Annotated in this window: 12 protein-coding genes and 1 pseudogene; 4 read left to right on the plus strand and 9 right to left on the minus strand. The window is 66.0% G+C overall.

The annotated features are described in order from the left end of the window. Window positions 1-75: 75 nt before the first annotated feature. The 7 genes and pseudogenes from ndk to H9639_RS03540 all read right to left on the minus strand — a co-directional run. Window positions 76-495, minus strand: coding sequence for a nucleoside-diphosphate kinase (gene ndk, locus H9639_RS03510; protein ID WP_191806703.1), 420 nt, complete (start codon window positions 493-495; stop codon window positions 76-78). 51 nt (window positions 496-546) lie between these two features. Then, complete coding sequence (locus H9639_RS03515; RefSeq protein ID WP_191806704.1) at window positions 547-1,044, minus strand: DUF4233 domain-containing protein; 498 nt, start codon at window positions 1,042-1,044, stop codon at window positions 547-549. A 4-nt stretch (window positions 1,045-1,048) separates the two neighbouring features. Further along, a complete protein-coding gene (locus H9639_RS03520; protein ID WP_191806705.1) occupies window positions 1,049-2,428 on the minus strand; it encodes a bifunctional folylpolyglutamate synthase/dihydrofolate synthase in 1,380 nt (459 codons plus the stop codon). Continuing rightward, complete coding sequence (gene ileS / locus H9639_RS03525) at window positions 2,428-5,715, minus strand: isoleucine--tRNA ligase (protein WP_404799710.1); 3,288 nt, start codon at window positions 5,713-5,715, stop codon at window positions 2,428-2,430. Before ileS ends, H9639_RS03520 begins: the two co-directional genes overlap by 1 nt. Window positions 5,716-6,108: 393 nt before the next feature. Next, on the minus strand, window positions 6,109-6,852 hold the full coding sequence (locus tag H9639_RS03530) for an SDR family oxidoreductase (protein WP_191806707.1): 744 nt from the start codon (window positions 6,850-6,852) through the stop codon (window positions 6,109-6,111). A gap of 514 nt (window positions 6,853-7,366) precedes the next feature. Continuing rightward, on the minus strand, window positions 7,367-8,188 hold the full coding sequence (locus H9639_RS03535) for a DUF559 domain-containing protein (protein ID WP_191806708.1): 822 nt from the start codon (window positions 8,186-8,188) through the stop codon (window positions 7,367-7,369). 250 nt (window positions 8,189-8,438) lie between these two features. Then, a pseudogene (locus H9639_RS03540) lies at window positions 8,439-8,579 on the minus strand (DUF488 family protein, N3 subclade); the annotation flags it as partial. 94 nt (window positions 8,580-8,673) lie between these two features. Between H9639_RS03540 and valS the strand changes: the two are divergent. The 4 genes from valS (at window position 8,674) to H9639_RS03560 (ending at window position 15,103) form a co-directional block, all read left to right on the plus strand. Continuing rightward, a complete protein-coding gene (gene valS / locus H9639_RS03545) occupies window positions 8,674-11,292 on the plus strand; it encodes a valine--tRNA ligase (protein ID WP_191806709.1) in 2,619 nt (872 codons plus the stop codon). Between the two features lie 495 nt (window positions 11,293-11,787). Continuing rightward, entirely contained in the window at window positions 11,788-12,735 is a 948-nt protein-coding gene (gene uriH, locus H9639_RS03550; RefSeq protein WP_191806710.1) for a uridine-preferring nucleoside hydrolase UriH, read from the plus strand. Beyond that, window positions 12,732-14,162 (plus strand): uridine transporter UriT, encoded by a 1,431-nt coding sequence (gene uriT, locus H9639_RS03555; protein ID WP_449657878.1) that lies wholly within the window; start codon window positions 12,732-12,734, stop codon window positions 14,160-14,162. The genes uriH and uriT overlap by 4 nt, the downstream gene beginning before the upstream one ends. A gap of 26 nt (window positions 14,163-14,188) precedes the next feature. Beyond that, the gene (locus H9639_RS03560; RefSeq protein WP_191806711.1) at window positions 14,189-15,103 is read left to right on the plus strand and encodes a ribokinase; all 915 of its coding nucleotides are present in this window, start codon (window positions 14,189-14,191) and stop codon (window positions 15,101-15,103) included. A gap of 77 nt (window positions 15,104-15,180) precedes the next feature. Here the strand turns inward: H9639_RS03560 and H9639_RS03565 are convergent, their stop codons facing one another. Next, complete coding sequence (locus tag H9639_RS03565) at window positions 15,181-15,807, minus strand: response regulator (RefSeq protein WP_191806712.1); 627 nt, start codon at window positions 15,805-15,807, stop codon at window positions 15,181-15,183. Continuing rightward, window positions 15,804-16,997, minus strand: a complete 1,194-nt coding sequence (locus H9639_RS03570) for a sensor histidine kinase (protein ID WP_191806713.1) — start codon at window positions 16,995-16,997, stop codon at window positions 15,804-15,806. Before H9639_RS03570 ends, H9639_RS03565 begins: the two co-directional genes overlap by 4 nt. Window positions 16,998-17,027 lie beyond the last annotated feature (30 nt).

A 17,027-nucleotide genomic window follows, 5' to 3' on the forward strand; every position in this document is an offset into this window, starting at 1 on the left:
CACAGGAGCCAATGACACAGGAAGCCGGCACCCGTAGAGGGTGCCGGCTTCCCGGCGTCACGCGTTGGATCCGGACTAGTTGCCGAACCAGATACCGATCTCGCGCTCGGCAGACTCAGCCGAGTCGGAACCGTGAACCAGGTTCTGCTGAACCTTGGTACCCCAGTCGCGGCCGAAATCACCGCGGATGGTGCCCGGAGCGGCAGTTGTCGGTTCGGTGGCACCGGCCAGGGAACGGAAGCCTTCGATGACCCGCTGGCCTTCGAAGACCGCTGCCACGATCGGGCCGCTGAGCATAAACTCAACCAGCGGCTCGTAGAACGGCTTGCCGACGTGCTCTTCGTAGTGCGCCTCGAGCAGTTCCCGGGTCGCATCCATTTTCTTCAGTTCAGCCAGGGTGTACCCCTTGGCCTCAATCCGGGCCAGGATGGCGCCGGTAAGGTTCCGCTTGACGCCGTCGGGCTTGATCAGGACGAGTGTGCGCTCGGTGCTCACGCTTGGTATCTCCTTGAAGTTGGGGTTGATCAGGAATAACTGCACATAAGCCTAGCTGCTGGCTTCGCCTGGTTCCTGCCGGCCGGTATCCGCTCCGTCGCTGTCCACGGCATTGTTTTCCGCTGCATGGGTTGCCTCCCACTCGGCCTGCTCCCGGTCACGCTGCCGGTTTTCCCGATCCAGCCGGGCTCCGGTACGCAGGGCGTACCACCAGGTGCCGGCAAAGAGAGCGCCGACCAGGAACATCATCGGTTCCAGGAACCCCGTCGCGATGATCGCCAGCTGCAGGATCCAGCCAATCCACGGACCGGCCGGCTTGGACAGGAAAGCACACGCCGCCACCAGGGCTGCGGCCAGGAGGATGCCCCCGGCCAGGATCACCAGCGGTGCCACCCGGTCCCGCTGCAGGCCAAAGACCGCCAGGGTGCCGAACAGCACCACAAAGGCTTCCAGGCTCAGGACAGTGGACGCGAACATTACGCGGACCGAACGGCGCTTTTTGGGCATCCCCGGGCGCCACTCGCGCTGGGCCTTAGTCATTCGAGCCATGTGCTTACTTTCCGAGAAGGGTGCGCGCTTCCGCGACCACCGTGATGGAGCCGATGATGAGCACGCCGCCGGCGAGGTCGTTGTTCTCCTCAGCCTTGGCAACCGCCCATTCGATCGCGTTGTCGAGTGCGGGCTCTACCTGGATGTCCTCATCGGCGAAGCCGGCGTCCACTGCATCCTGGACGAGCTCTTCGGCCGGGATGGCGCGCGGTGAACTGGACTGCGTCAGGCAGATACCCGAGACAATGTCGCCAAGCGTTTCCTGAAGCTCAGTGAGGATACCGACGGCGTCCTTCTCCGCCAGGATCCCGGCCACGATGACCAGCGATGAGAGGTTGAAGGCTTCCAGCACTGCCTGCGCACTGGCCTTTGCCCCGGCGGGGTTGTGCGCGGCGTCGACAATGATGGTCGGAGCCGTACGGACCACCTCAAGCCGGCCGGGAGAGGTCACCGTCTGGAAGCCGGTGCGGAGCAGTTCCACGTCCAGCTCCTTGGTGCCGCCCCCGATGAAAGCTTCCAGGGCGGCGACGGCGAGGGCAGCATTCTCTGCCTGATGTGCCCCGTGCAGCGGCACCAGCAGGTCCTCGTAGCGGCCGGCGAGACCGTTGACGGTCACCATCTGCCCGCCCACGGCCATGGTGCGGGACTCGATGCCGAATTCCACCCCCTCAAACCGGAAGGGAACACCGGCCTCGTGGGCTTTCTCCAGGAGCACCTGGGCGGCCTCCACGGGCTGTGCGGCGCTGATCAGGAAACCGTTTTCCTTGATGATCCCGGCCTTCTCCAGCGCGATGTCGGCGACGTCGTCGCCCAGCAGCTCGGTGTGGTCCAGGGAAATGGGAGTGATCACCGAGACCTGGCCGTCGCCCACGTTCGTGGCATCGGTAATTCCGCCGAGGCCAACTTCAATCACGGCCACGTCCACGGGTTCGTCGGCGAAGACGGCGAACGCCAGGATGGTCACGCACTCGAAGTACGTCAGCCGGGGCTCCCCCGCGGCGTCCAGTTCGGCGTCGACCATCTCCAGGTACGGGTGGATTTCATCCCAGATCCGAACAAAGGTCTCGTCCGTTACCGGTTCGCCGTCAATGCTGATGCGTTCGGTGACTTTGCTCAGGTGCGGGCTGGTGTAGCGGCCGGTACGCAGCCCGTAGGCCTGCAGACCGCCCTCGATCAGCCGCGCCGTCGACGTTTTGCCGTTGGTTCCGGTGATGTGGATGATCGGGAAGGCCTTGTTCGGCTCACCCAGGAGTTCCATGGCCCGGAACAGCGGAGCCATGCGCGGCTCCATCTTGTTTTCCGGTGCCCGGCTGAGCAGTTCCGCGTAGACACTCTCCACCGAGAAGTCGTCAATGGACCCTGAAGGGCTGTCTTCGTTGTTCATCAGATTTTCTCCACGGCTACGGCAAATGCCTCGGCGTTTTCTGTGCCGGCGGCAACGGTGACAGTCAGGTCATCGGTGAGGGTTTCAGCCTTGACCAGGTCCGCGTTGGCTTCCAGTGCAGCAGCTTCCTCAGCCCCGGTGGAGACCGTGGTCCGGATGCGGTCGCTGATATGCAGGTCTGCGTCGCGGCGGGCCTGCTGGATCGCACGGATGGCATCGCGTGCGGTGCCCTCCGCTGCCAGTTCCGGGGTGACTTCGGTGTTCAGGACCAGGAAACCGCCGCCCGGCAGGACGGCCACAGCCTTGGAGGATTCGCCGTCGCCGGACTCCACCACGGTTTCCAGGGTGTATTCGTGCGGTTCCAGCCCCAGGCCTCCGGCGGTGACGGCGCCGTCGTCGGCCACTGACCAGTCACCGGACTTAGCCGCCTTGATGGCCGTCTGCACATTCTTGCCCAGGCGCGGGCCGGCGGCCCGGGCGTTGACGACCAGCTTCTGCGTGATGCCGAACTCGGCTGGATCTGCAGCACCGGCGTCGATCAGCCGGACGGACTTCAGGTTCAATTCGTCGGCGATGATGCCCGCGAAGTGCCCTTCCAGCTTTTCCGCGTCCGGAGCCACCACTGTCATACCGGAAAGCGGCAGGCGGACCCGGAGGTTGGCACCCTTGCGCAGCGAGGAGCCGACGGAGGCGATCTTGCGGGTGAGGTCCATGCGGGCCACCAGGTCCGCATCCCGCGGGAAGGCTCCGGCCTCGGGCCAGTCGGTCAGGTGCACGGAGCGCCCGCCGGTCAGGCCGCGCCAGATCTCCTCCGAGACCAGCGGCAGCAGCGGAGCTGCCACCCGGCAGACGCTCTCCAGGCAGGTGTAGAGCACGTCGAAGGCCTGGGTGTCTTCGTCAAAGAAGCGCGTGCGGCTGCGGCGGACGTACCAGTTGGTCAGCGTGTCCATGTACGCCCGCAGCATCTCGCAGGCGACGGACACGTCATAGGTATCCAGCGCCGTCGTCATGTTCCGGATCAGGTCCCCGGTGGCGGCCAGCATGTACTGGTCCAGCGGCTCGGTGGATTCGTGGCGCAGCGTCGCCTCGTAGCCGGCGCCGTTGTTGGCGGCGTTGGTGTAGAGGGTGAAGAAGTGCCAGACGTTCCAGAGCGGCAGGATGACCTGCCGGACGCCGTCGCGGATGCCCTGCTCGGTGACGATCAGGTTGCCGCCGCGCAGGATGGGGGAAGCCATCAGGAACCAGCGCATGGCGTCGGAACCGTCACGGTCCAGGACCTCGGAAACATTCGGGTAGTTCTGCAGCGACTTGGACATCTTCTGTCCGTCGGAACCCAGGACGATCCCGTGGCTGATGACGTTGCGGAACGCCGGCCGGTCAAAGAGCGCCGTGGCCAGCACGTGCAGTGTGTAGAACCAGCCGCGGGTCTGGCCGATGTACTCCACAATGAAGTCGCCCGGGTTGTGGTGCTCGAACCAGTCAGCGTTCTCATGCGGGTAGTGCACCTGGGCGTACGGCATGGAACCGGAGTCGAACCAGACATCCAGGACGTCCTCCACGCGGCGCATGGTGGACTGGCCCTCTTCCGGGGTGCGGGGGTCGTCCGGGTTCGGCCGGGTGAGCTCGTCGATGAACGGGCGGTGCAGGTCCGGCTTGCCTTCCTTGTTCAGGGGCAGGCGGCCGAAGTCCGCTTCCATTTCCGCGAGCGAACCGTAGACGTCAGTGCGCGGGTAATTGGGGTCGTCCGACACCCACACCGGGATCGGGCTGCCCCAGTACCGGTTGCGGCTGATTGACCAGTCACGGGCGTTTTCCAGCCACTTGCCGAACTGGCCGTCCTTGACGTTCTCCGGGATCCAGTTGATTTCCTGGTTGAGTTCGACCATGCGGTCCTTGATCTTGGTGACCTCCACGAACCAGGAGGAAACCGCCTTGTAGATCAGCGGGTTCCGGCAGCGCCAGCAGTGCGGGTAGCTGTGCTCGTAGCTGGCCTGGCGCAGCAGCCGGCCCTCGGCCTTGAGCTCGCGGGTGATGGGCTTGTTGGCGTCGAAGACCTGCAGGCCGGCGATCTCGGACAGCGGGCCCTCACCGAACATGGGCAGGAACTTGCCGCCCTCGTCCACGGAAAGGATCACCGGGATGCCGTTGGCTTCACAGATCTTCTGGTCGTCCTCGCCGTAGGCGGGAGCCTGGTGGACGATGCCGGTGCCGTCGGTGGTGGTCACATAGTCCGCCACGACGATCCGCCAGGCGTTCTCCGTGCCCCACTTCTCGGCGTCGGCGTAGTAGTTCCACAGCGGCTCGTAACGCAGGCCTTCAAGTTCCTTGCCCGTGTGCACGGAGGTGACGGCGGCACGTGCCGAGTCGGCGTCGTCGTACCCCAGGTCCTTGGCGTAGGAGGCAACCAGGTCCTCGGCGAGGAGGAAGCGGCCCTCCCCTGCTGCGGTGCCGTTGGGGCCGGCGGGCACGACGGCGTAGCGCACGTCCGGCCCGACGGCGAGGGCCAGGTTGGTGGGCAGGGTCCAGGGCGTGGTGGTCCAGGCGATGGCCTTGACGCCCTCAAGCTCCGCGGAGAGCGTGTTGTCTCCGGCGATGATCGGGAACGTCACGGTGACGGTCTGGTCCTGGCGCATCTTGTAGACGTCGTCGTCCATGCGCAGTTCGTGGTTGGAGAGCGGGGTCTCGTCCTTCCAGCAGTACGGGAGCACCCGGAAGCCGCTGTAGGTCAGGCCCTTCTCGTGCAGGGTCTTGAAGGCCCAGATGACCGATTCCATGTACTCGACGTTGAGCGTCTTGTAGTCGTTCTCGAAGTCCACCCAGCGGGCCTGGCGGGTGACGTAGTCCTGCCATTCGCCGGCGTACTTCATGACCGAGGCGCGGCAGGCATCGTTGAACTTGTCGATGCCCATCTTCTCGATCTGGACCTTGTCGCTCATGCCCAGCTGCTTCATGGCTTCGAGCTCGGCGGGCAGGCCGTGGGTATCCCAGCCGAAGCGGCGCTCCACGCGGTGTCCGCGCTGGGTCTGGTAGCGGGCCACCAGGTCTTTGACATAGCCGGTGAGCAGATGCCCGTAGTGCGGCAGGCCGTTGGCGAAGGGCGGGCCGTCGTAGAAGACGAACTCGTTGGAGCCGTCCTGCCCGGCGGGGCGGGCGTCAATGGAGGCCTGGAAAGTGCCGTCCTTCTCCCAGTACTTCAGAACCCGTTCTTCGAGTTCCGGAAACTTCGGTGAGGATGCTGCAGCTTCGGCGGCATCGCCGGTGGAGGCCTTGGGGTAGATCTGTGGCATATTCGTCATCCTGGTAGCGGCAAGTGAATCTGGCTCGTGTAATACAGGATGCGAGGGCGAGCCTCCAGCCCGGCTGACGCCGGAGGAAACCGCGGTACCACCTCGCTTGCCGCCGTCGTGCGCCCTGAGACTGCTGGTGCGCGCGACAGCTGCCGCTCGTTGACTGCTGTGACGGGCTTACCCGTCCGGTTCTACTGGGTGCCGCCCTGTCCGTACGGCCGGCGGCACTTTTCTTCCGGAAGCTCGCCGGTGATAGCCGGGTCTAAGCTGCTTGGGCCAGTTTAGGCCACCCCCGGGCCGGATGTCGAAGCCGGCACGGGGCGGGGGGCGTGGGGGTGGGTGGGTGGTGCGGGCTGAGTGGCGGCGGGTGGTGGCGCGGGCCGGCGCGTTCCGCTAGCGGCGGATCACCTTGTGCTGTGCCGCCTGGGCGACGGGACGGATGACCACCTGGTCCAGGTTGACGTGGTGCGGGGCATTGAGGGCGTAGGCCATTACATCGGCGACGTCCTCTGCCGTGAGCGGTTTTTCGACTCCCGCGTAGATCTTTGCGGCAGCCGCGCCGTCGCCGAGGCGGTTTACGGCGAACTCTTCCGTCTTCACCATGCCCGGCAGGATCTCGATGACCCGCACATTGTTCTCAGCTTCTTCGAGGCGCAGCGCCTGGGTCATGGCTTCTTCACCGGCCTTCGCGGCGCAGTACCCGGCTCCCCCTTCGTAGGCGGCGAGCGCGGCGGTGGAGGTGAGCATCAGGATCGAGCCGTGGCCGTTTTCCCGGAGCGAGGGCAGGAACGCCTGGGTCACGTAGAGCGTGCCCAGCACGTTGACGTTGTACATGCGGGTCCAGTCTTCGGGGTTGCCCCTGCCCACGGAGTCCATGCCGAACGCGCCTCCGGCGTTGTTTACCAGGGCATCCACTCCCCCACCGGCCAGGACCTTCTGCGCCATGGCGTCCACGGAGGCTTTGTCCGTGATGTCACAGGTTATGGTTTCGGCGCCGGTCTCTTCCGCCAGTTCCCGAAGCCGATCTTCCCGCCGGGCCACCGCGACCACGTCCCATCCACTTTTCTTCAGGGCACGCACCGCCGCTGCACCAATTCCCGAGCTGGCTCCGGTCACGACCACGCGCTTTTTCGTCATGGCGTCAGACTATCCGTTCGGCTTTTCCTGGCCTGAACCCGGAGTCGTGGTGTTGCGTCCGGCGTCTGGTTGTTGGTTGGGGGTGAGGGCGCCGGGGGCGAGGCGGCGGGCTGCGCGAGCTGGACGGGGGTGGGCTGGGGCGACGGCGGGCGGCACGAGCTGGACGGGGTGGGCTGGGGCGCCGGCGGGCGGCACGAGCTGAGGCGGCGCCGGGGCGGCGGCGGGCAGGACTTCAGGACGGTCCACGTCCGCACCCACGTTCACGCCCATGCCCCTGCCCCGACACGCGTTCCCACTCTATGTAGCCTTCTGTGACAGATGAGGTCACACCCGCCACTCCAGATAACAAACAGTGGGAACCCGTGTCGCCCGGCATGCTGAAGGCAACCCCAAACCCCAGCAAAACCACAACCTTTAGGACGGATGACGGACTCCAGAGAGCGGCCGGCATTCCCGCCACTCTCTGGAGTCCTGCCACCCTGAGTCGCCTCCGGTGCAGTCACACGACACGCGCTTACCTCGGGTCTCCTGCCCTGAGGGCCGCCCGGACCAGTTGCAGGAATTGCTCCGGCTGGTAAAGCACCAACTCCGCTGTCACCCGCAGGGTCTCATATCCTGACGATGTCGCCGCGTTCCAGCGTCTACGGTCACGGCGGTAGTGTTCACGGCTGCTGTGAAAGCTGTAGCCGTCGATTTCCAGGATCAGACGACCCTCAACCAGGAAGTCCACACGGCCGATGCCCGGCAGGAATACCTCAGACTCAGCTGTGAGACCAGTTGTCCGTAACCAGTATTCAGCGCAGACTTCCAGCGGCGAGGACGCATTTCCCCTTACCTGTTCCAGCAGACCCCTGATCTTCCAATCCTTGGGCCCGTGGAAAGCCTCTCTCAGTTCACCCAAACGCACCTGGTTCCTGGCGAGGGCCGACTCCGCAATAACCAGTGCCTGGATAGGCGGCAGACATCGAATAGCTGCAACTACCACCTGTTGCCGGGGAGCAATGAGGCGAACGGCGAGCCTTGGCCCCCGGTGGGCCACCACGCCGGGGACGGCCCTCCCGGCATCGATGCAGACGTGAATTCTGTCCGGGCGTTCCAAGACCCACCACCCAAGGACGTACGCCGCAGACGCGCAGGTCAGCGAGACACCCATCCGAGCCGCAGCCAGTAACTCCTCTGGCGCGCCCTCTACTGCATACGTTCCCCGGCCGACATGGCGGATAACACCCAAGTGCACCGCCCGCTGGATCTCGGCACGCTTAAAACCATTTGCGGCGAAGACTTTATGTCGGATGACGCCGTGATGCGCACGGACAAACGCCTCGACTCGGTCCATAAGGAACACTTTTGGTCAGCCCTGAGAGCCTGTGCCGGGGCGGGTCCAGTTTGTGAATAACTCCGATGTCTCCGCTGCCCCCGCCGCCCGGTGGAGGACTGCATGCACACCCGGCCCGGCCGGCGGGACCGGCACTGCGCAGTAGAGGACCCAACCAGCGGTGCCCCAGTTCCTGCAGATACCACTCAGCAAACCCGTCCCAACACTAGGTTGCACCGGTGCCCGGACCACCGGCGCAGCCTGTGCCGGAAGCCGCACCCTTGAGCCACTCGTCGAGGTGCGCCCGTTTGGAGACTCCGCGGGGCCAGAGCCGGTCCACCAAAACCCGGCAGCCGGCGTCGGGCTCCGCAGAGACCCGCCGGATCCGGACATTCGAACTGCCTTCGGCCATACACCGGGTGGTAGCCGGGCACGGGACGGAAAGGCAGTTCACGGCCGCTGACACAGATGCCGCGTGCAGGGCCGCACATGGGACAATAGGCACCATGGCTGAAAATACCCCGGGCACAGACACGCCCGCACCCGTCACCGTTTCCGTTCCTGACAAGCCCGCCCTGGAAGGGCTGGAAGAGTCCCTGAGCCGCCGCTGGCGTGAAGAGGGAACCTACGCCTTCAACCCGGACACCGTCCGGGACGAGGTCTACTCGATCGACACTCCCCCGCCGACGGCGTCCGGCTCGCTGCACGTGGGACACATGTTCTCCTACACGCAGACCGATGTCCTGGCCCGCTACCAGCGGATGAAGGGCAAGAACGTCTTCTACCCGATGGGCTGGGATGACAACGGCCTGCCCACCGAGCGGCGCGTGCAGAACTACTACGGTGTCCGCTGCGACCCGACCAAGCCGTACGATCCGGACTACCGCCCGCCGGCCACCGCACCGAAGAACCAGCGCGACTTCGACGTCGTCTCGCGCCGCAACTTCATCGAACTGTGCGAAGAGCTGGCCGTGGAGGACGAGAAGGTCTTCGAGAACCTCTTCTCCACCCTGGGCCTGTCCGTGGACTGGAACCGGACGTACCGGACCATCGACGACCACTCCCGCGCCGTCAGCCAGCGCGCGTTCCTGGAGAACCTGCAGGCCGGCGACGCCTACATGGCCGAAGCCCCGACCCTTTGGGACGTCACCTTCCGCACCGCCGTCGCTCAGGCCGAGCTTGAGGACCGCGAGCAGCCCGGCGCGTACCACCGGATCAGCTTCCACGCCCCGGACGGCGAGAAGGTCCTGATCGAAACCACCCGCCCGGAGCTGCTCCCGGCCTGCGTGGCTCTCGTAGCCCACCCCGACGACGAGCGTTACCAGCGCCTGTTCGGCACCACGGTGAAGTCCCCGCTGTTCGACGTCGAGGTCGAGGTCAAGGCGCACCCGCTGGCGAAGCCCGACAAGGGCTCGGGCATCGCCATGATCTGCACGTTCGGCGACCTCACCGACGTCACCTGGTGGCGTGAATTGAACCTGCCGACCCGCGCCGTGATCGGCCGTGACGGCCGCATCCTGGCCGACACCCCGGAGTGGATCGCCACGCCGGCGGCCAAGGAGAACTACGCCGCCATCGCCGGGAAGACCGTCTTCAGCGCCAAGGAAGCCGTGGTTGAGATGCTGCGCAGCAGCGGCGACCTGGACGGCGAGCCGAAGCCGATCACCCACCCGGTGAACTTCTTCGAAAAGGGCGACAAGCCCCTTGAGGTCGTCACCAGCCGCCAGTGGTACATCCGCAACGGCGGACGCGACGCCGACCGCCGGGAGGCCCTGATCGCCCGCGGCAAGGAAATCGACTTCCATCCGGCGTTTATGCGCTCCCGCTACGAAAACTGGATTGAGGGCCTGAACGGCGACTGGCTGGTTTCCCGCCAGCGCTTCTTCGGTGTGCCCGTCCCCGTCTGGTACCCGCTGGATGCCTCCGGCAACCCGGACTATGACAACCCGATCCTGCCCTCCTTCGAGTCCCTGCCGGCTGATCCGGCAGCGGAACCGGCACCGGGCTATGAGGAGTCCCAGCGCAACCAGCCCGGCGGCTTTATCGGTGACGCCGATGTGCTGGACACCTGGGCCACCTCTTCCCTGACCCCGCAGATCGTGGGCGGCTGGGGCGTGGATGAGGACCTGTTCTCCAAGGTCTTCCCGTTCGACCTGCGCCCGCAGGGCCATGACATCATCCGGACCTGGCTGTTCTCCTCAGTGGTCCGCGCAGATGCCCTGCAGCACGCCGCTCCGTGGAAGCATGCCGCAATCTCCGGCTGGATCCTGGACCCGGACCGCAAGAAGATGTCCAAGTCCAAGGGCAACGTGGTGGTTCCCACCGACGTGCTCAACGACTACGGGTCCGACGCCGTCCGCTACTGGGCAGCGTCCGCCAAGCTGGGTGCTGACACGGCCTACGAGATCGCGCAGATGAAGATCGGCCGCCGCCTGGCCATCAAGCTGCTCAACGCCTCGAAGTTCGTCCTGAACCTGGGCGCCACGGAAGCCAACGTGGTCACCGGTGACAGTGCCGTGATCACGAACCCGCTGGACAAGTCACTGCTGATCCAGCTGGTGGACGTCATCAACAACGCCACCAAGGCGTTCGAGAGCTACGACTACGCCCGGGCCCTGCAGATCACCGAGTCCTTCTTCTGGTCCTTCACGGACGATTACGTGGAGCTGATCAAGGACCGCGCCTATGGAGCGGCAGGGGACGCCGAAAAGGATTCCGTCCTGGCAACGCTGGCGACGACCCTGGATTCCCTGCTTCGCCTGTTCGCACCGTTCCTGCCCTTCGCCACCGAAGAGGTCTGGAGCTGGTGGCGTGCAGGTTCCGTGCACCGCGCCGCGTGGCCTTCGGCTGACGGCCTGGGCGGCAGCGCAGCCGGCGCCGATGCGGCCATTCTTGGAACCGTTGCCCAGGCACTGGGCGGCATCCGCAAGGCCAAGTCCGAAGCCAAGGTCAAGCAGCGCACCGAGGTGCTCACCGCCACGGTGAGCGCTCCCGCAGCGCAGGTGGAACGCCTCCGTGCCGGCCTCCCGGATCTGCTGGCGGCCGGCAACGTCCGCAACCTGGATCTGGTGGCCGCCGACGGCGAACTCACCGTGAGCGGCGTAGAGCTGGCTCCCGCGGAATAGCAGTGAACTAGCCACACCAGCGCAGCCCCCGGCAGGATCGATGGATCCAGTCGGGGGCTTTGCTGTCTGCCGCACCTGGAATCGGACAGATGGGTCCGGACAGATGGAACCAGCGCCGGGCCCGGCACACGGGACAGGCGCCGGCCACGGAACCGGTGCGGGCCAGGCACGTGACACCGGCCCGGCAAGCTGCAGCGGACAGGTTAAGCCTCCCCCGTGCCGGTGACAAATCGACCCGGACCGTCCGGACAGCAGGGTGAAATCCGGCGTAAGAAACGTCGCTATCTTTAAGACAGTGCCCGCCCCGCCAGGGGCCAGTGCCGCCCTCCGAACTGTCTTCCGGCTCCGGCCTGATCCCGTTCCGCCGCGTGCTGCACTCCGCCGTGGCCCGGCCTGTACCGCACCGCTGCGGCCCGGAACCGGACGCCAGGACGGGGCACTGCACCACGGGGCCTACGGGTCCCCCAGCTGGAACCTCAACGAAGCGGAGAAGTTATGCCCACCAAAATCATCCTGGACTGCGACCCCGGCCATGATGATGCGGTCGCCCTGCTGCTGGCACACGGCAGCCCGGAGATCGATCTTCTGGCGGTGACCACCGTCGTCGGAAACCAGACCCTGGCAAAGGTAACCCGCAACGCGCTGGCAATTGCCCGTGTCGCAAATATCACAGGTGTGCCGTTCGCCGCCGGCTGTGACCGTCCGCTGGTGCGGACCATCGAAAACGCTCCGGACATTCACGGCGAATCAGGCATGGACGGCCCTGAACTGCCGGAGCCCGCCATCGAGCTGGATCCCCGTCACGCCGTGGACCTGATTATTGACACGGTCATGGCGCATGAACCGGGCACCGTCACCCTGGTCCCCACCGGCGGGCTGACCAACATCGCGCTGGCCGTGCGCAAGGAACCCCGCATCGCCGAACGCGTGAAGGAAGTTGTCCTGATGGGCGGCGGATACCACGTGGGTAACTGGTCCGCTGTGGCAGAGTTCAACATCAAGATCGATCCCGAAGCCGCACACATTGTCTTCAACGAGAAGTGGCCGCTGACCATGGTCGGCCTGGACCTCACACACCAGGCACTGGCCACTGACGAGGTGGCCGCCCGCATCGCCGCCGTCGGCACCAAGCCGGCCAAGTTCGTCGGCGAGCTGCTGGAGTTCTTCGGCCAGACGTACAAGGACGCGCAGGGCTTCGACTTCCCGCCGGTCCATGACCCGTGCGCCGTTGCCTACGTGATTGATCCTTCAGTGATGACCACCCAGCGGGTTCCGCTGGACGTGGAGCTGACCGGCACCCTGACCCTGGGCATGACGGTGGCAGACTTCCGTGCGCCGGCGCCCGCTGACTGCACAACCTCCGTGGCCGTCACACTGGATCAGCAGAAGTTCTGGGACCTGGTTGTGGACGCCCTGGAGCGGATTGGCGAGGTGGACCTGTGAGCGTAACTTCCCAGCGCCGCGTCAACGTAGGGGTGCTGATGACAGCACTGCTGGCAGCCTGTGTGGCTTTCCAGTTAAACGCTTCCATGCTCTCCCCTGCCCTGGTCACCATCGAGGAAGAGCTGAACACGACGTCGGCGGCAGTCGGCTTGAGCCAGACGGCGTTCTTCACGTCCGCGGCGCTGTTCTCCCTGTTCCTGCCGCGGCTCGGCGACATCATTGGCCGCAAGAAGGTCCTCGGCGGCATGCTGGTGATCCTGACCATCGGTTCCGTGGTTGCGGCGCTGGCGCCGAGCATTGAAGTGCTCTTTATTGCCCGCCTGATCCAGGGCGTGTCAGGTCCGGTGGTTCCGCTGGCCCTGATCATGCTGCGCGTGGAAATCCGCGAACCCAAGCTCTACGGCACCCTGATGGGCGTTATCACCGCCGTCAACGGCGGCATCGCCGGCGTCGATGCCCTCGCCGGAGGTTACCTGGCGCAGAACCACGGCTTCGCCTCGGTCTTCTGGGCCATGGCTGTTGTGGGGGCCATCGCCTCGGTCCTGCTGCTTGCGCTGGCCCCGGAGTCCACCGCGGAGAAGAAGGAAAAGATGGACTGGGTGGGTGTGCTTCCCCTGGTTATCTCGGTGGGTACCCTGCTCACCGCTTTCAACGAGGCCGGCAAACTCGCGGACGCCAACTGGCCGCTGGTCATCGGACTCATTATCATCGCCGTCATCGCTTTTGCGGTGTTCTGGAAGGTGGAAAACCGCAGTGACCATCCGCTCGTGGCCACTCACCTGCTGAAGCAGCGCTCCACTTGGTCACTGCTGCTGACCACGCTCCTGACCATGACCGGTGTGTTTGCCGTGATGAACGGCATCATTCCGGCACTGGCGCAGGACGGCGTCATCGGTTTTGGCCTGGGCGCCGAAGAGTCCGCCTGGTGGACCCTCACTCCGTATGCCATCGCCGGCCTGGTGATGGGACCGATTGCCGGGCGCCTCGCCGCCACCTGGGGGTACGGCAAGGTGCTCCGGATCGGCATGATCGGCTCCGTGATTGCGCTGGCACTGATGCTGCTGGTGGTGGGCAGCGACTCCCGGCTCGGACTGCTGGGCGTGTCCGTCCTGATCGGCATCACCTACGCCGGCATCGGCAACATCATGCTCAACGGCCTGGGAATTGTGCTCTCCCCCAAGGAGAACCCCGGGTTCCTTCCGGGCCTGAACGCGGGCGCGTTCAACCTGGGTGCCGGCCTGAGCTTCGCGGTGATCTATGCGGTCAAAACCGCCACCACCGCGGCGGATGGCTCCGGCACCGAGGGTTATTACGGCGGTATCATTACCGGTCTGGTCATCCTGGGACTGGCTCTGGCTGCGTCCTTCCTGATTCCCAAGCCGGTCGACGCTGAAGTAGACGCCGAAACCGCCACCGCCACCCGCTGATCCCCCCACAAAGGAGAGTCCTGCGCATGTCCGCCGGAAAAGTTGTAGTTGTCGGCTCACTGAACGCTGACCTGACGGTCCGCACCGAGCGTTTCCCCTCCCCCGGGGAGACGCTCAATGGCTCGGAACTGGTTATTGTCCCCGGCGGCAAGAGCGCGAATCAGGCGGCCGCAGCCGCCATCCTGGGCGCCGGCGTACGGCTCTTCGGGGCTGTCGGGGCCGATGGACACGGGGATCTGTTGCTCAAGGCGGCGGCCGACGCCGGCGTGGACGCCTCCCGCGTGCTGCGCCGTGCGGACACCGCAACGGGCACGGCCATGATCGTGGTGGATGCTGCCGGGGAAAACACCATCATTGTTTCCCCCGGAGCCAACGGAACGCTCCGCGGCAGCGACCTTCCGGCTGACCTGTTCGACGACGCAGCCGTGCTCTGTCTGAGCCTGGAAGTTCCGCTGGAGACAGTGGCTGCCGCGGCACAGGCAGGGCACGACGCCGGCGCCACCGTGCTGCTGAACCTCTCGCCGTACCGTGAGGTCCCGGCCGCGCTGCTGGCGCTCACCGATGTGCTCCTGGTCAATGCACATGAAGCCGCGCAGGTCAGCGGCGTGGCCGATCCTGCCGCTGATTGGGAGGCGGTCATCGGGGCTTTTGCGCGCCTGGGCATTGACCGCGCTGTCATCACCCTGGGCGGGGACGGCGCCGTTGTCCTGGACGGCACGGCTTCCGGTGAAGACCGCATCGTGCCGGTTGCCCCCACCCGGGTGACCGCGGTGGACACCACCGGCTGCGGCGATGCGTTCACGGCGGCGACCGCCGCCCGGCTCGCGGCCGGCGACTCCCTGCCCGCCGCGGCCGGGTTTGCCGCCCGGGCCGGGGCGCTGGCTGCGACGCTGCCGGGCGCGCAGTCCTCCTACCCGGCGCTGGCAGCCCTCGCCGGCTAAGCCGCCCCTTAGGCAGTACAACTAGCCAGTACAACGCCGCGGGGCAGGGCTCCGGACACAGTCCGCCGGGAGGGAGGTCAGCGCATGCCCTCCCGGCGGATGGCGGTGGAGATCGCTGCTGCCCGGGTCTCGACCCCCAGTTTCGCGTAAATGTGCGCCAGGTGCGTCTTCACGGTGGCTTCGGAGATGGACAGGCGCCGGCCCAGGTCCCGGTTACTGAGCCCCTCGGTGAGCAGACTCAGCAGTTCTGCCTCGCGCGGGGTCAGCACCGCTTCCGGGTTGCGCAGCTGCTGGAACAGCCGCGAAGCCACCGGTGGGCTCATGATGCTCCGGCCCTGCACAGCACCCCTCACGGCCGCAAAAATCTCTTCAGGTGAGGCGTCCTTGAGCAGGTAGCCCATGGCTCCGGCGTCCACGGCACGGACAATGTCGGCATCGGAGTCATACGTGGTGAAGACAATAATTGCCTGGGCACTGTTGCGCCGGCGCAGTTGCCGGATGGCTTCGATTCCGTCCATTCCGGCACCCATTGCGAGGTCCATGATGACCACCGCAGGGGAGTGCTTTTCCACCTGAGCAAGGGCTTCCTCCCCCGTTGCAGCCCCGGCCACCACTTTCAGGTCAGGCTGCGTTGCCAGCAGCGCCGTCAGGCCGCTGCGGACCACCAGATGATCATCCACAAGCAGCACGGTAATCGGGTTCATCGAGTGATCCCGGAGGGAAGGGCAGCAGCGACGACGGTTCCCGCCCCCGGACTGCTTTCCAGCGAAAAGTCGCCGCCCAGCTGTTCCACCCGCTGCCGCATTGCCCGCAGTCCGTAACCTCCGGCGTCGGACGGAGGCGGCACCGACTCCGGATCGAAGCCCGCGCCGTCGTCATGGAAATCGAGCGTGACGGTTTCGGGCAGGAACCCCAGGGTGAGCGTGGCGCTGGCCGCGGAGGCATGCAGCGCAGTATTGGCAGCGGCACTTTGCACCATCCGCAGCAGGGTGTGCCGGACGTCGGCAGCAACCTCCCGGGGTTCACCGGTGACACACAGCCGGACCGATGGCACATACTGCGAAGCTGCTTTGTGCAGGGCGTCCGAAAGGGACGCACTCTCCAGCCCGGGGGACGCGAGTTCATGGACCAGGCTGCGGGTGTCGGCAAGGTTTTGGCGCAGCATGTCGCTGGCGCTGCGCACCTCTGCGCGGGCCGCCGGCTCGGGCCAGGACCGGTGGGCGGCTTCAAGAAGCAGGAGGCTGCTCGCCAGGCCCTGCGTCACCGTATCGTGGATTTCGCGTGACACCCGTGCACGTTCTTCAATGCTCCCGGCCCGGCGCTCCGTGGCGGCAAGCCTGGCCTGCGCCTGGGAGACTGCCGCGTGCAGCCGGCGCTGCTCGGCGGCGTCGTGCTCAATGCGGTCGTAGATGAGCGTCAGCATAACGCCCACCACCAGCGGACCCAGGAGCATGGCAACGTCACTGCCGCCGCTGAGCCGGAACAGTCCGGCGGCCGTTGCTGCCGCCGTCGCACCGCCGGTGACATAGGAGACCCATCCGGTAAAAGCCGTTCGGCACAGGAAGAATACCGCGAAGGAACCCCAGGTGAAGCTCGGGGCCGCCACCACCAGCAGCGCCCAGAGTCCCACCAGGACAAACAGCCAGAGGGCCCACGGCCGGCGCCGCCGTGCCAGCACCGCGATCAGGGCATAGAGCCCGCAGGCAGCCGCGGCAAGCACCAGCACCCCCACATTGTCTGCCGGGCTGTGCCGCATCACATAACGGACCGCGGACGCCACCAGCAGCACGGCAAACCCCAGATGCACGACGGCGTCGATCCGGCCGAGGGTACCGGTTCCGGGGATGGAGGTGGCAGCTGCGGGCTGCCGCGGGGCGGCTGTAGACGAAGGCATAGGTTCCGGTTCCGGTGGACGAAGTGCTCT

This window comes from Arthrobacter gallicola, assembly GCF_014836775.1.
In the GTDB taxonomy this organism is placed as follows: Bacteria; Actinomycetota; Actinomycetes; order Actinomycetales; family Micrococcaceae; genus Arthrobacter_B; species Arthrobacter_B gallicola.

Coding starts and splice junctions, on each gene's coding strand:
- uriH (WP_191806710.1), top strand. CDS start 11,788: ATGCCCACCAAAATCATCCTGGACTGCGACCCCGGCCATGATGATGCG.
- ileS (WP_404799710.1), bottom strand. CDS start 5,715: ATGCCACAGATCTACCCCAAGGCCTCCACCGGCGATGCCGCCGAAGCT.
- H9639_RS03535 (WP_191806708.1), bottom strand. CDS start 8,188: ATGGACCGAGTCGAGGCGTTTGTCCGTGCGCATCACGGCGTCATCCGA.
- H9639_RS03570 (WP_191806713.1), bottom strand. CDS start 16,997: ATGCCTTCGTCTACAGCCGCCCCGCGGCAGCCCGCAGCTGCCACCTCC.
- H9639_RS03515 (WP_191806704.1), bottom strand. CDS start 1,044: ATGGCTCGAATGACTAAGGCCCAGCGCGAGTGGCGCCCGGGGATGCCC.
- H9639_RS03565 (WP_191806712.1), bottom strand. CDS start 15,807: ATGAACCCGATTACCGTGCTGCTTGTGGATGATCATCTGGTGGTCCGC.
- H9639_RS03530 (WP_191806707.1), bottom strand. CDS start 6,852: ATGACGAAAAAGCGCGTGGTCGTGACCGGAGCCAGCTCGGGAATTGGT.
- valS (WP_191806709.1), top strand. CDS start 8,674: ATGGCTGAAAATACCCCGGGCACAGACACGCCCGCACCCGTCACCGTT.
- H9639_RS03560 (WP_191806711.1), top strand. CDS start 14,189: ATGTCCGCCGGAAAAGTTGTAGTTGTCGGCTCACTGAACGCTGACCTG.
- H9639_RS03520 (WP_191806705.1), bottom strand. CDS start 2,428: ATGAACAACGAAGACAGCCCTTCAGGGTCCATTGACGACTTCTCGGTG.